This is a genomic window from Denitratisoma sp. DHT3 (assembly GCF_007833355.1).
Classification (GTDB): domain Bacteria; phylum Pseudomonadota; class Gammaproteobacteria; order Burkholderiales; family Rhodocyclaceae; genus Denitratisoma.
On sequence record NZ_CP020914.1, the window covers coordinates 1,353,530 to 1,367,114 of the forward strand.

At 64.7% G+C, this 13,585-nt stretch carries 16 protein-coding genes and 1 tRNA gene; all 17 read right to left on the reverse strand.

The window, feature by feature from the left end:
* Positions 1–7: 7 nt before the first annotated feature.
* Positions 8–325 (reverse strand): NADH-quinone oxidoreductase subunit NuoK, encoded by a 318-nt coding sequence (gene nuoK / locus B9N43_RS06100; RefSeq protein ID WP_145841424.1) that lies wholly within the window; start codon positions 323–325, stop codon positions 8–10.
* 1 nt (position 326) lies between these two features.
* On the reverse strand, positions 327–944 hold the full coding sequence (locus B9N43_RS06105) for an NADH-quinone oxidoreductase subunit J (RefSeq protein ID WP_145841425.1): 618 nt from the start codon (positions 942–944) through the stop codon (positions 327–329).
* Positions 945–950: 6 nt separating this feature from the next.
* Positions 951–1,436, reverse strand: coding sequence for an NADH-quinone oxidoreductase subunit NuoI (gene nuoI / locus B9N43_RS06110; RefSeq protein WP_145841426.1), 486 nt, complete (start codon positions 1,434–1,436; stop codon positions 951–953).
* 4 nt (positions 1,437–1,440) lie between these two features.
* Positions 1,441–2,499: an NADH-quinone oxidoreductase subunit NuoH gene (gene nuoH, locus B9N43_RS06115; RefSeq protein WP_145841427.1), complete on the reverse strand. Its 1,059-nt coding sequence runs from the start codon at positions 2,497–2,499 to the stop codon at positions 1,441–1,443.
* Positions 2,499–4,850, reverse strand: coding sequence for an NADH-quinone oxidoreductase subunit NuoG (gene nuoG, locus B9N43_RS06120; protein ID WP_145841428.1), 2,352 nt, complete (start codon positions 4,848–4,850; stop codon positions 2,499–2,501). The genes nuoH and nuoG overlap by 1 nt, the downstream gene beginning before the upstream one ends.
* Positions 4,844–6,190 carry an NADH-quinone oxidoreductase subunit NuoF gene (gene nuoF / locus B9N43_RS06125; RefSeq protein WP_145841429.1) on the reverse strand — a complete coding sequence of 449 codons (1,347 nt, stop codon included), beginning with the start codon at positions 6,188–6,190 and terminating at the stop codon, positions 4,844–4,846. The genes nuoG and nuoF overlap by 7 nt, the downstream gene beginning before the upstream one ends.
* Complete coding sequence (gene nuoE, locus B9N43_RS06130) at positions 6,191–6,664, reverse strand: NADH-quinone oxidoreductase subunit NuoE (RefSeq protein ID WP_145841430.1); 474 nt, start codon at positions 6,662–6,664, stop codon at positions 6,191–6,193.
* Positions 6,665–6,666: 2 nt separating this feature from the next.
* Positions 6,667–7,920 carry an NADH-quinone oxidoreductase subunit D gene (locus B9N43_RS06135; protein WP_145841431.1) on the reverse strand — a complete coding sequence of 418 codons (1,254 nt, stop codon included), beginning with the start codon at positions 7,918–7,920 and terminating at the stop codon, positions 6,667–6,669.
* A complete protein-coding gene (locus tag B9N43_RS06140) occupies positions 7,913–8,503 on the reverse strand; it encodes an NADH-quinone oxidoreductase subunit C (RefSeq protein ID WP_145841432.1) in 591 nt (196 codons plus the stop codon). The genes B9N43_RS06135 and B9N43_RS06140 overlap by 8 nt, the downstream gene beginning before the upstream one ends.
* Positions 8,504–8,519: 16 nt before the next feature.
* Positions 8,520–8,996, reverse strand: coding sequence for a NuoB/complex I 20 kDa subunit family protein (locus B9N43_RS06145; RefSeq protein ID WP_145841433.1), 477 nt, complete (start codon positions 8,994–8,996; stop codon positions 8,520–8,522).
* A 3-nt stretch (positions 8,997–8,999) separates the two neighbouring features.
* Complete coding sequence (gene ndhC / locus B9N43_RS06150; RefSeq protein WP_145843464.1) at positions 9,000–9,374, reverse strand: NADH-quinone oxidoreductase subunit A; 375 nt, start codon at positions 9,372–9,374, stop codon at positions 9,000–9,002.
* Between the two features lie 69 nt (positions 9,375–9,443).
* A tRNA-Leu gene (locus tag B9N43_RS06155) sits at positions 9,444–9,528 on the reverse strand.
* A 110-nt stretch (positions 9,529–9,638) separates the two neighbouring features.
* Positions 9,639–9,989 carry a preprotein translocase subunit SecG gene (gene secG / locus B9N43_RS06160; protein WP_186454000.1) on the reverse strand — a complete coding sequence of 117 codons (351 nt, stop codon included), beginning with the start codon at positions 9,987–9,989 and terminating at the stop codon, positions 9,639–9,641.
* Between the two features lie 18 nt (positions 9,990–10,007).
* The gene (gene tpiA / locus B9N43_RS06165; RefSeq protein ID WP_145841435.1) at positions 10,008–10,754 is read right to left on the reverse strand and encodes a triose-phosphate isomerase; all 747 of its coding nucleotides are present in this window, start codon (positions 10,752–10,754) and stop codon (positions 10,008–10,010) included.
* Positions 10,755–10,857: 103 nt separating this feature from the next.
* The gene (phoR, locus tag B9N43_RS06170) at positions 10,858–12,147 is read right to left on the reverse strand and encodes a phosphate regulon sensor histidine kinase PhoR (protein WP_145841436.1); all 1,290 of its coding nucleotides are present in this window, start codon (positions 12,145–12,147) and stop codon (positions 10,858–10,860) included.
* Positions 12,144–12,845: a phosphate regulon transcriptional regulator PhoB gene (phoB, locus tag B9N43_RS06175; RefSeq protein WP_145841437.1), complete on the reverse strand. Its 702-nt coding sequence runs from the start codon at positions 12,843–12,845 to the stop codon at positions 12,144–12,146. The genes phoR and phoB overlap by 4 nt, the downstream gene beginning before the upstream one ends.
* Positions 12,846–12,851: 6 nt before the next feature.
* A complete protein-coding gene (phoU, locus tag B9N43_RS06180) occupies positions 12,852–13,574 on the reverse strand; it encodes a phosphate signaling complex protein PhoU (protein WP_186454001.1) in 723 nt (240 codons plus the stop codon).
* Positions 13,575–13,585: the final 11 nt, after the last annotated feature.

A 13,585-nucleotide genomic window follows, 5' to 3' on the forward strand; every position in this document is an offset into this window, starting at 1 on the left:
TTGTGCGCTAGCCCTTCAGGCTGTCGAGATCTTCCACGTCGATGGTGGAAAGGTTGCGGAACAGCACCACCAGAATCGCCAAGCCGATCGCGGACTCGGCCGCCGCCACGGTCAGGATGAAAAACACGAAGATCTGACCGGCGGTGTCGTGCAGGTAGTGGGAAAAGGCGACGAAGTTGAGGTTGACCGCCAACAGCATCAGTTCGATCGCCATCAGCAGCACGATCAGGTTCTTCCTGTTGAGGAAGATGCCGACGATGCTGATCGCGAACAGGGCGGCCCCCAGGATCAGGTAGTGTGTCAGGGGTACGGCTTGTCCAAGCATGTTATTGCTCCCCTCCTTGGGCTTCTTTTTCCGCCGCCATCTTGACGAGACGAATGCGATCGCCGCGCTTGACGGCGAGCTGGTCGGACGGATGCATGGCCTTGGAATCCTTGCGCTTGCGCAGCGTCAGCAGGACGGCGGCGATGATGCCGACCAGCAGGATCACCGAAGCCAGTTCGAAGGGGTAGACGTACTCGGTGAACAGCACGCGGCCCAGTTCCTTGGTGTTGCTGTAGCCGGCCGGCGCGGTGTGTCCCGGCATCACGTCGAGGCCGAAGTAGCGACCGCCCAGCACCACCGACATCTCGGCCACCATCAGGCCGCCGATCGCCGCGCCGAACGGCAGGTGCTTCCAGAAGCCCTTGCGCAGGGACTCGACGTTGATGTCCAGCATCATCACGACGAACAGGAACAGCACCATCACCGCGCCCACGTACACCACCAGCAGGGCGATGGCCAGGAACTCCGCCTCCAGCAGCAGCCACAGCGCCGCGGCGTTGAAGAAGGCCAGCACCAGATAGAGCACGGCATGGACCGGGTTGCGGGCCGTGATCACGCGCAGCGCCGCCAACAACATCAGGGCGCCGAAAAGATAGAAGAGGACTGTTTTGAATTCCATCGTCGCTTACCGGTATTTGGCGTCCTGTTCCCGATCGGCGGCGATCTGGGCTTCATAGCGGTCGCCGTTGGCGAGCAGCATCTGCTTGGTGTAGTAAAGGTCGCCCCGCTCCTCGCCGTGGTACTCGAAGACGCGGGTCTCGACAATGGCGTCCACCGGGCAGGCTTCCTCGCAGAAGCCGCAGAAGATGCACTTGGTCAGGTCGATGTCGTAGCGGGTGGTGCGGCGACTGCCGTCGTCGCGCTGGGCCGACTCGATGGTGATGGCCATCGCCGGACACACCGCCTCGCACAACTTGCAGGCGATACAGCGCTCCTCCCCGTTCGGATAGCGCCGCAGGGCGTGCAGGCCGCGGAACCGGTTGGACTGCGGCGTGCGGTCCTCGGGGTACTGCACGACGATCTTGCGGGCGAAGAAATAGCGGCCCGTGATGGACATGCCCTTGAGCAGTTCCTTCAGCAACAGGCTGCCGATAAAGTCTCTGGCTCCCATGGCCTTATTTCCAGATAGTGAAGGGCGACATCATCCAGATGCCGATGACGAGGATCCACACCAGGCACAACGGGACGAACACTTTCCAGCCCAGGCGCATGATCTGGTCATAGCGATAGCGGGGGAAGGTCGAGCGCACCCAGATGAAGAAAAACAGGCCGAAGAGGATCTTCAGCGCCAGCCAGCCGAAACCGTCCGGCAGGAAGGCCACCGGAGAGGACCAGCCGCCGAGGAAGAAGATCGCGGTCATGGCCGATACCAGGGCCATGTTGGCGTATTCGGCGAGGAAGAACAGCGCGAAGCCCATGCCGGAATATTCCATCATGTGGCCGGCGACGATCTCCGACTCGCCTTCGACCACGTCGAACGGCGCACGGTTGGTTTCCGCCAGACCGGAGATCAGATACACCACGAACATCGGCAGCAGCGGCAGCCAGTTCCAGGACAGGAAGTTGAGCCCCATGCTGGCGAACATGCCCTTCTGCTGGACCCGCACGACCTCGCTCAGGTTCAGGCTGTTGGTCACCATCACCACGCAGATCAGCGCCAGTCCCATCGCCACTTCATACGACACCATCTGGGCCGCGGCGCGCATCGCCCCGAGGAACGGATACTTGGAATTGGAGGCCCATCCGGCGATGATGACCCCATACACGCCGAAGGAGGTGATGGCCAGGAAGGCCAGGATGCCGGCATCGATGTCGGCCAGCACCCAGCCATCGGCGAACGGCACCACCGCCCAGGACACCAGCGCCACGGCGAAGGCCAGCGCGGGGCCGAGGAAATAGAGCGATCTGTCCGCGCGGGATGGCGTGATGACTTCCTTGATGATCAGCTTGATGCCGTCGGCGAAGGGCTGCAGGAGACCCCAGGGACCGACCCGGTTGGGGCCGATCCGCAGGTGCATGGCGCCCATCACCCGGCGCTCGCCCATCGTGGTGTAGGCCACCAGCACCAGCAGCGGGACGATGATGCCGAAGATCTTGAGCAGCACCCAGACCAGCGGCCAGAGCGGCCCGAACAACGGGGGGACCTGTTGCAGCAGGTTCAGCAGCGCGTCCATCAGGCTTTCTCCACGACCAGGCCGCCGAACTGGGCGCCCAGGGCGACAGTGGCGGCATGGGCCGCCGGAATCCGCACGCAGCCCTCAGGCAGGCCGGCGTCCAGGCATGCGACCAGCGTCACCTCGCCAGCGCCACTCCGGACTCGCACCGTGGCACCCTCCGCCACGCCGATCCTGTCCAGCGCGGCGCCGCTCATCGCCGCCCGCGGCGCGGCGCCATCCACGGTTGCCTGCAAGCTGGGCGCGCGCCGGACCAGGGCGTCGGCGAAGTACAGCGGCACCTCGCCGACCCGCTCCAGCGTGGCCGCGGCAGCGCCGGTCGCCGCAAGAGACGGCACCGCATTCTGGCTGTTGCCCAGACCGGAAACGAATTCCGGCGTGCCGCCCAGCACCGCCTGGCGCACTTCCTCGCTGCTGTCGTATTCGAAATCCGGCTGGTTGAGCAGGTTGCCCAGTACTCGCAGCACCTTCCAGGCCGGGCGCGTTTCACCCTGCGGCTTCACCACGGCGTGGAAGCTCTGCACCCGCCCCTCGGTATTGACGAAGGTGCCGGAGGTCTCGCTGAAGGGCGACACCGGCAGCATCACATCGGCGTAGTCCAGCGCGGCCTGCGACTTGAAGGGCGACATCACGATCACGGTCTGCGCCTCGCGCATCGCCGCCAGCGCGGCGGCGCCGTCGGCGCAATCCAGTTCCGGTTCGACGCCGAGCAGCAGATAGGCGCGGCGCGGCTGTTCCAGCATGGTCCTGGCGTTGAGGCCAGTGTTAGGACCATTGGCCGCCGTGATCGCCTGGGCGACATAGGCGCCAACGCTGTTGGCGGCGGCGCCGAGGAAGCCGAAGCGGACGCCGGTGATCTCGGCCAGCTTCTGCGCCAGCGCCGCCAGGGTCGCGGCCTGCGGATGCTGCTGGGCGAAGTTGCCCAGCAACACCGCGCCGTTGGTGGCGGATGCCAGGCTCTCGGCGATCCGGCGGGCCTCGGCGGAGACTTCCACCGCAGCCACGCTGGCGTCGATGCCGACGCCTTTGAGCTCCGCGGCCGCCTTGAGCACCTGGGCCAGCACCTCGGGCAGGCGCGAAGGCGCGGCGATCGCCTTGGCGAAGACCTTCATCAACAGGTCATCGTCGGCTGAATGGATGACGCTGACCTGGGCGCCCCGCCTGGCGGCCCGGCGCAGGCGCTGGGCCAGCAGGGGCTGGTCCTTGCGCAGGAAGGAGCCGATCACCAGGGCGCGGTCGAGGTCGGAAAGCTCGGCGATCTTCAGGCCCAGCCAGGGCGTGCCCTGCTGCTTGCCGTCGGCGGAGAAATCGTTCTGCCGCAGGCGGCTGTCGATGTTCTCGCAGCCGATGCCGCGCAGCAGCTTCTGGGCGAGGTACATTTCCTCCAGCGTCGCGTGCGGGCTGATCAGGGCGCCGATGGCGCTGCCGCCGTGGGTCTTGGCCACGTCGCGCAGCGCATGGGAAACATAGTCGAGGGCGACGTTCCACTCGACTTCGCGCCACTGGCCGTCCTGCTTGACCATCGGTTTGGTCAGGCGCTGGTCGGAGTTGAGCGCTTCATAGGAGAAACGGTCGCGGTCGGCCAGCCAGCACTCATTGACGTCCTCGTTTTCCAGCGGCAGCACCCGATAGACGCGGTCGAGCTTGGTCTGGACGATCAGGTTGGCGCCGACGCCGTCGTGGGGACTCACCGACTTGCGGCGGGACAATTCCCAGGTGCGGGCGGAAAAGCGGAAGGGCTTGGAAGTCAGGGCGCCCACCGGACAGAGGTCGATGATGTTTCCCGACAGCTCCGAGTTCACCGTGTTCTCGACAAAGGGCATGATCTCCGCCCGGTCGCCGCGGAAGGCCTGGCCCAATTCCTGGAAGCCGGCGATTTCCTGAGTGAAACGCACGCAGCGGGTGCAGTTGATGCACCGGGTCATGTCGGTGGAAACCAGGGGCCCCAGATCCTTGTTCGGCACCACCCGCTTCTCTTCCTCGTAGCGGGCCTGGGCACCGCCGTAGCCGACGGCCAGATCCTGCAACTGGCATTCGCCGCCCTGGTCGCAGATCGGGCAATCCAGGGGGTGGTTGATCAGCAGGAACTCCATCACCCCCTTCTGCGCCTTCACCGCCATGCTGGAATGGGTGAACACTTTCATGCCGTTGGTGACAGGCGTCGCGCAGGCGGGCATGGGCTTGGGGGCCTTTTCCACTTCCACCAGGCACATGCGGCAGCTGGCCGCGATGGACAGCTTCTTGTGGTAGCAGAAATGCGGAATGTAGGTGCCGGCCTGATGGGCGGCGTCAATGATGGTGCTGCCGTCCTGGACTTGCAGCGCCTTGCCGTCGATCTCGATTTCTAGCATGACGGTACCGTGGAAGAATTCCGATGGAACGTGCTGCCGGCCCGCTGGACATCCCTGGGCACGAGGCATTGCTTGTTCTCGATGTGGTATTCGAACTCGGAATGGAAGTGTTTGAGGAAACCATTGACCGGCATCGCCGCCGCGTCGCCCAGGGCGCAGATGGTGCGCCCCATGATGTTGGGAGTGATGCTGGAGAGCAGCTCCAGGTCGCCAGGGCGGCCCTCGCCGTTCTCGATGCGGTGGATGATCTTGTGCATCCAGCCCGTGCCCTCGCGGCAGGGCGTGCATTGACCGCAGGACTCTTCGTAGTAGAAGTAGGACAGCCGCTCCAGCGCCTTGACCATGCAGACCGTCTCGTCCATCACGATCACAGCGCCGGAACCCAGCATCGAGCCGGCCTTGGCGATGGCGTCGTAGTCCATGGTGAGATCCATCATGATCTCTGCGGGAAGCACCGGGGCCGAGGAACCGCCGGGGATCACGGCCTTCAGCTTGCGCCCGCCGCGCATTCCGCCGGCCATTTCCAGCAGCTTGGCGAAAGGTGTGCCCAGCGGCACCTCATAGTTGCCGGGGCGATTCACGTGGCCGGAAACGGAAAACAGCTTGGTGCCGCCGTTGTTCGGCTTGCCCAGGTTGAGATAGTTCTCCGACCCCATCCGCAGCACGAAGGGAACGGCGGCGAAGGTCTCGGTGTTGTTGATGGTGGTGGGCTTGCCGTAGAGGCCGTAGCTGGCCGGGAACGGCGGCTTGAAGCGGGGTTGGCCCTTCTTGCCTTCCAGCGACTCCAGCAGTCCGGTTTCCTCGCCGCAGATGTAGGCGCCGAAGCCATGGTGGGCGAAGAGCTCGAAACTGAAATCGGTGCCGAGGATGTTCTTGCCCAGCAGGCCCGCGGCGCGGGCTTCGTCGAGGGCCGCCTCGAAGCGCTGGTAGATCTCGAATATCTCGCCGTGGATGTAGTTGTAGCCGCGGGTCGCGCCCATCGCGTAACCGGCGATGATCATGCCCTCGATCACCGAATGCGGGTCGTAGCGCATCAAGTCGCGGTCCTTGAAGGTGCCGGGCTCGCCCTCGTCGGAGTTGCAGACCACGTACTTGTCGCCGGGGAAGTTGCCGGGCATGAAGCTCCACTTCAAGCCGGTGGGAAAGCCCGCGCCGCCCCGCCCGCGCAGCACCGACGCCTTGACCTGGTTGATCACCTCGGCCGGCGGCGTCTTGTCGGCGAGGATCTTGCGCAGCGCGGCGTAGCCCTCCCGCGCCTCGTAGTCCTTCAGGTGCCAGCCCTCGTCGCCGCGACTCCAGCCGGTGGTCAGGACGGGATTGATTGCGTCGATCAGGGCCATTTATTTGCACTCCGCCAGCAACGCATCGATCTGCTCGGGCAGCATGTGGCTGCACATGCGCTTGTTGTTCAGCAGCATCACCGGCGCATCGCCGCAGGCCCCCATGCACTCGCCCTCCTTCAGGGTGAACTTGCCGTCGGCCGTGGTCTCGTTGAAGTCGATGCCGAGTTTTTCCTTCAGGTAGTCGGCGGCATGGACGCCACCGGAAAGGGCGCAGGGCAGATTGGTGCAGACGGTCAGCTTGTACTTGCCGACCGGTTGCAGGTCGTACATGTTGTAGAAGCTCGCCACCTCGTAGGCCGCCATCGGCGCCATGCCGAGATATTCGGCGACGAACCGGATGGTCTCGTTGGACAACCAGCCTTTTTCATCCTGGGCGATGGCCAGCGCCGCCATCACTGCCGACTGTTTCTGGTCCGCCGGGTACTTTGCGATCTCGCGATCGATCTTTTGCAGGGAATCTTGACTCAGCATGATTAGCGGTCGATCTCACCGAAAACAACGTCCATGGTGCCGATGATGGTCACTGCATCGGCGATCATGTGGCCCTTGGCCATTTCGTCCATGGCCGCGAGATGGGGGAAGCCGGGCGCGCGCAACTTCAGGCGGTACGGCTTGTTGGCGCCGTCGGATATCAGATAGACGCCGAACTCGCCCTTGGGATGCTCGATGCCGACATAGGCTTCGCCGGCGGGCACATGGATACCTTCGGAGAAGAGTTTGAAGTGATGGATCAGCTCTTCCATGTTGGACTTCATCTTCTCGCGCGACGGCGGCGCCACCTTGTGATTGTCCGAAATCACCGGTCCCGGGTTCTTGCGCAGCCAGTCGATGCACTGCCGGATGATGCGATTGGACTGGCGCATCTCTTCCATGCGCACCAGGTAGCGATCGTAGGAGTCGCCATTGACGCCGACCGGAATATCGAAGTCCATCCGGTCATACACCCCGTAGGGGCGCTTCTTGCGCACGTCCCATTCGATGCCGGAACCGCGCAGCATGGGACCGGTGAAACCCAGCTGGAGCGCGCGCTCCGGCGTTACCACGCCGACGCCGACCGTGCGCTGCTTCCAGATCCGGTTGTCGGTCAGCAGGTCCTCGTACTCGTCGCAGCGCGCATCGTAGCGTTCGGTGAATGCTTCCAGATAATCGAGCAGGGAGCCCTGGCGATCCTCGTTGAGGTCGCGTACCACCTTCTCGTTTTTCCACTTGGACACCTTGTACTGCGGCATCCGATCGGGCAGATCCCGATAGACGCCGCCCGGCCGGTAATAGGCCGCATGCATCCGGGCGCCGGATACCGCCTCGTAGGCGTCCATCAACTCCTCCCGATCGCGGAAGGTGTAGAGACAGACCGCCATCGCACCGATGTCCAGGGCATGGGTGCCGATGTTGAGCTGATGATTCAGCAGCCGCGTGACCTCGTCGAACAGCACCCGGATGTACTGGGCGCGCTCGGGCACCTGGATGCCCAGCAGCTTCTCGATCGCCATGCAGTAGGCGTGCTCGTTGCACATCATCGACACGTAGTCGAGACGGTCCATGTAGGGCACCGACTGGATCCAGGTGCGGGTCTCGGCCAGCTTCTCGGTCGCCCGATGGAGCAGACCGATGTGCGGGTCGGCGCGCACGATCACTTCGCCGTCCAGCTCCAGGATCAGGCGCAGCACGCCGTGGGCGGCCGGATGCTGCGGCCCCAGGTTCAGAGTGTAATTGCGGATATCAGCCACGGCCGTAGCCCCCTTCGCGCACGATGCGCGGCGTCACTTCCCGCGGCTCGATGGACACGGGCTCGTAAATCACGCGCCGCTGCTCCGGGTCGTAGCGCATTTCCACATATCCGGAAACGGGGAAGTCCTTGCGGAAAGGATGCCCCACGAAACCATAGTCGGTCAGGATGCGGCGCAGATCGGCATGACCATCGAAATGCACGCCGTAGAGATCGAAGGCCTCGCGCTCGAACCAGTTGGCGCTGTTCCAGACCTCATTCACCGACGGCACCACCGGGAACTCCTCGCTTTCGGCAAAGGTCCGCATCCGCAGCTGCTGATTCAGCGCCACCGAATTGAGATGCACGACCACCGCGTAGCGCCGGCCGGTCCAGCCGCTGTAGGTCGAGTAATCCACCCCGCAGAGGTCGATCAGCTGTTCGAAGCGGAAATCGGCATGGTCGCGCAACTGCCGTGCGACATCCAGATAATCACCGACCGCCACTTCGACGGTCACCTCACCGCAAGCCAGCACGGGCTCGCCCACACGATCCCCAAGGACCTGCTTGAGATTTTGACAAAGCTTTTCCAGCTTGGCGCTCATGAGTCGAATTCCGGAATCAACGGGCGATGGTATTGGTGCGCTTCACCTTGTTCTGCAACTGGATGAAGCTGTAGAGCAGCGCCTCGGCGGTTGGCGGACAGCCGGGAACATAGATATCCACCGGTACGATTCGATCGCAGCCGCGCACCACCGAGTAGGAATAGTGGTAATAGCCGCCGCCATTGGCGCAGGACCCCATCGACATCACCCAGCGGGGCTCCGGCATCTGGTCATAGACCTTGCGCAGCGCCGGCGCCATCTTGTTGGTCAAGGTCCCCGCCACGATCATCAGATCGGACTGACGGGGGCTGGGACGAAAGAAGGAACCGAAACGATCCAGGTCGTAGCGGGAGCAACCCACGTGAATCATTTCCACCGCGCAGCACGCCAGACCGAAAGTCATGGGCCAGATGGAGCCGGTGCGGGTCCAGTTGATCACCTTGTCCAGCGTGGTGGTGACGAACCCTTCTTGCAAGATACCCTCAATACTCATGATTCATTCCCAGTCGAGAGCGCCCTTGGCCCAGGCATACACGTAGCCGACCACCAGAATGCCCAGAAACACCAGCATCTCGACAAAACCGAACATCCGGACCGCCGGCGTATCGGCGATCTCGCGAAAGATCGCCGCCCAGGGAACCAGGAAGGCGATTTCCAGATCGAACAGGATGAAGATGATCGCAATCAGGTAGTAGCGCACGTCGAACTGCATGCGCGCATCCTCGAAGGGCTCGAAGCCGCATTCGTAGGCGGAGATTTTCTCGCTATCGGGGCGATAAGGGCCGAGAACACGGCCCAGGATGATTGGCAGAAAGCCGAAGACCAGGCCCACCAGAACGAAGACGAAGATGGGAAAGTAGTTTTCCAGCATAGCGTGCATGGCCTGCGCCACGAATTTTCGACTTCCAACCCCACAGGGGCAACGCCCCCACCGTTTGCTTGGTGCCGACGGCGAGACTCGAACTCGCACGGCTCGCGCCACTACCCCCTCAAGATAGCGTGTCTACCAATTTCACCACGTCGGCCCGGCAGGCACCGAGTGCCTTATGAGCGGCGCGCATAATACCACCAGAAGTGCCCGCCGTTGGGCTTGGCGTGCGAGTTTTTTCGTCCGCCAGGCCCTGAAACCACCACGCTATTTGGGCACGTCCTTGGCCTTGGAGCCGTCGGGCACGCTCGGCACGGCGGGTGCCGTCGGAGCCGGGGTCGGCGCGGCGCGATCCATCACGCTGGCCGCCGCCTTGGGTTTCGTCGTCGCCAGATAGGTCAGTCCCAGGCTGGTCAGGAAGAACACCGCCGCCAGAACGGCCGTGACGCGCGAGAGGAAATTGGCCGAACCGGAAGCGCCGAACAAGCTGCCCGAAGCGCCGCTGCCGAATGCCGCTCCCATGTCGGCGCCCTTGCCATGCTGCAGCAACACCAGGCCGATCAGCGCCGCCCCCACCAGCAAGTGCACCGTCAATGCGGTCGAATACAGAAAATCCATGATGCCAATCCTAAAAAGTTAGCCGGCCGCGCAAATGGCCAGAAAATCCGAGGCCACCAGGGCCGCGCCACCAATCAACCCGCCGTCGATATCCGGCTGGGAAAACAGTTCCTTCGCATTGCCCGGCTTGACGCTGCCGCCGTACAGAATCCGCAGGCCCTCGGCCACCGCGGCGCTATCGCTGGCCACCCGGACGCGAATCAGGGCATGGACCTCCTGAGCCTGCGCCGGCGTCGCGGTCTTGCCGGTGCCGATCGCCCAGACCGGTTCGTAAGCCACCACCGCGCGCGCCAGGGACGCCACGCCACAACGGTCCAGCACCGCCTCCAGCTGCCGGGTCACCACCTCGGCGGTGATGCCCGCCTCGCGTTCGGCCAACGTCTCGCCCACGCAGAGGATCGGCGTCAAACCGACCGCCTGGGCCGCCTGGTATTTGGCCGCCACCACGGCGTCGGTATCGCCGTAATAGGATCGGCGCTCCGAATGGCCGACGATCGCGTAGCCGCAGCCGAAATCCTGCAACATGGCGCCGCTCACCTCGCCGGTGTATGCGCCCTGCGCGTGCTCGGAAACGTCCTGGGCGCCCCAGGCCACCTTGCTGCCGGCAAGCACCGAACGCGCCTGGGCCAGATAGGGATAGGGCACGCAGACGGCCACCTGCGCCGCCAACCCGGCGGCGCCATCGCGTACCGCATGGAGCAGCCCCAGATTCACGGCCAGGCTGCCATGCATCTTCCAGTTTCCGGCAACGAATTTTGTCCGCATGGCGTTGGAAATACAGGAAATTTAAAGGGTTGGCAGTTTATCGCCTCGCCCTGTCCAAGGTCAATTCGAGGATGCGCCGAGAATGTGCCGCAAGCGCGCCGATTCAAGCCGCCAGCGCCCGGCCGGGTGGGAACACCACCTGGAAGCAACTGCCCCGCCCCAGTTCCGACCGTATTTCGAGCCGCGCCTGATGGCGCAGCAGCACGTATTTGACGATGGCCAGCCCGAGGCCGGTACCGCCGGTCCGGGCCGAGCGTCCCTTGTCCACCCGGTAGAAGCGCTCGGTCAGGCGCGGAACATGCTCGGCGGCGATGCCGATGCCGTTGTCGCTGACCTCGAACAGCGCGCCCGCCCCCTGGCGCCCCCAACGCAACGCAATGCGTCCGCCCTCCGGCGTATAGCGCACCGCGTTGCTGATCAGGTTGCCGAAAGCGCTGCGCAGCTCACTGGCGCTGCCCATCAGCGCCAGATCGTCGATTTCCGCCGCGAACTCGTGGCGCCCGCCGGAAAGCGCCCGTCCTTCGTCGAGCAGGGCATTCAGCAGCGCCGGCATGTCGACCACCTCCTCCTGCAGCGGATCGGCCTGTGCCTCCAGTTTCGAGAGCGTCAGCAAATCCTCCACCAGGCGGCTCATGCGCCGGGCCTGGTCCTGAATCATCGCCAGGTACTGGACACGGCTTTCCGCCGCCAGAGCCTCGTCCTCCGTGAGGGGTTCCAGAAAACCGAGGATCACGGTCAGCGGCGTGCGCAACTCGTGGGACACGTTGGCGATGAAATCGCGGCGCACCGTCTCCACCCGCTGCAACTGGGTCACATCGCGCGAATACAGCAGACACCCGCCGTCGAAGGGAAACAGTTGCAAGGCCAGGTCCCGCGCCGGACTCGTCCCCATGCGCAGCATCAGGGGCTCGCGTCGCTCCTTCGTCTTCACGTATTCGGCAAAGTCGGGCTGGCGAATCAGATGGGTGACCAAGGTGCCCTGGTCGCGTTGCGGGTCGAGGTCGAACTGGCGCTGGGCCATCGCGTTCAGCCACTCGATGCGGCCTTCGCCGTCCAGCAGCATCACGCCTTCGGGCAGGGCGCTGGCCGCCTCGCGAAAATGGTTCAGCGCCGCCGCCAGTTGATCCCGGTCCCGTGCATGGCGCTTTTGCATCCGGTACAGGTCCACGAAGATATCGCCCCACAGCCCCGTCTCCTCGGGCAGACGGCTGGTGTCGGTAGCCCACAGCCAGCGCCGCAGGCGCCGCAGGTGCCACAGATGCAGCGCCTGATCGATCAGCAGCACGCCGCACATCAGCGCCAGCGCCGTGACCGGGCCGAGCCACCAGCCCAACGCCAGCCCTGCCAAAGCCAGCAGCAGCAGGCGCAACAGGAATCCCCCAAAGACCTTCATCCGCGCGCCGCGGGATTCAGCGCCGCCAGCCGATAGCCGACGCCGCGCACGGTTTCCACCAGATCCTCGGCCTCGGCGCCCAGGCAGGCGCGCAGGCGCCGCACATAGACGTCCACGGTGCGCTCCTCGATGAAACGATGATCGCCCCAGACGCCGTCAAGCAGTTGCTGGCGGCTGAACACCCGCCCCGGCTGCGACAGCAGGTAGTGCAGCAATTTGAATTCGGTCGGCCCCAGCTCCAGCGGCGCGCCATTGCAGGACACCTGGTGGGCGCCGGGATCGAGCCGCAAGGGGCCGTAATCGATGATCTGCCCCCCGTGCCGCGGCGCGCGCCGCCGCAGCACGGCGCGAATGCGGGCCACCAGTTCCTTGGCGCTGAACGGCTTGGTGACGTAGTCGTCGGCGCCGATCTCCAGCCCGGCCACCCGGTCGGCCTCCTCGGCGCGGGCGGTGACCATGATCAGAGGCACCTCGCGCGTGCGCGGGTCCTGGCGGACCTGCCGGGCGAAACCGATGCCCGACATTCCCGGCAGCATCAGATCGACCAGGAACACGTCGGGCAGCACCTGGCGCGCGGCGGCGAGGCCCTCCTCGGCCGACGCCGCCAGGCTCACCTCGAAACCGCCCTGCACCAGGGCGTAGCGCAGCAGCTCCCGGATCGCGGGGTCGTCCTCGATCACCGACACCAGCGCGGCCATGACGGATCAGCCCTCCCCGCCCAGGGCTTCGCGTTCCATGATGTCGATGGCGATGTGGCGCACGTCCTTGCCCTTGACCACGTAGATCACGTTCTCGGCGATGTTCTTGGAATGGTCGCCGATGCGCTCGATGGCCTTGGCGATGAACGTGATGTCCAGCGCCGAGCTGATGGTGCGCGGGTCTTCCATCATGTAGGTGATCAGCTGGCGCAGGATGCCGCGGAAGTTGTCGTCCAGCTGCGCGTCGGAGCGGATGATGCGGGCCGCCTCCACCACATCGAGGCGAACGAAGGCGTTGAGCACGTCGCGCAGCATCGTCACCCCCAGATCGCCCAGCTTGCGCACGTCGGCCAGGCGCGGCACCTGCAGCCGGTCGCGCTGATAGATTTCGCGCGCGGTGCGGGCGATCTTCGCCGCCTCGTCGCCGATCCGCTCCAGGTCGGTGACGATCTTGCTGACCGCCATCACCAGGCGCAGATCGCCGGCCGCCGGCTGGCGCCGGGCGATGATGTGGGCGCACTCGTCGTCGATGCTCACTTCCATTCCGTTGATGCGATGGTCGTCGGCGATCACCTGCTCCATCGCGTCCAGGTCGCCGCTCAGGAAGGCGGCGATGGCCTGCGCGATCTGGTTTTCCACCAGCCCGCCCATCCGGGTCACGCGGGAACGCAGGCCGTCCAGCTCGGCGTCGAACTGGCGGGAGATATGGTCGCTCGCGATATTGGGCATGTCAGCTCCTC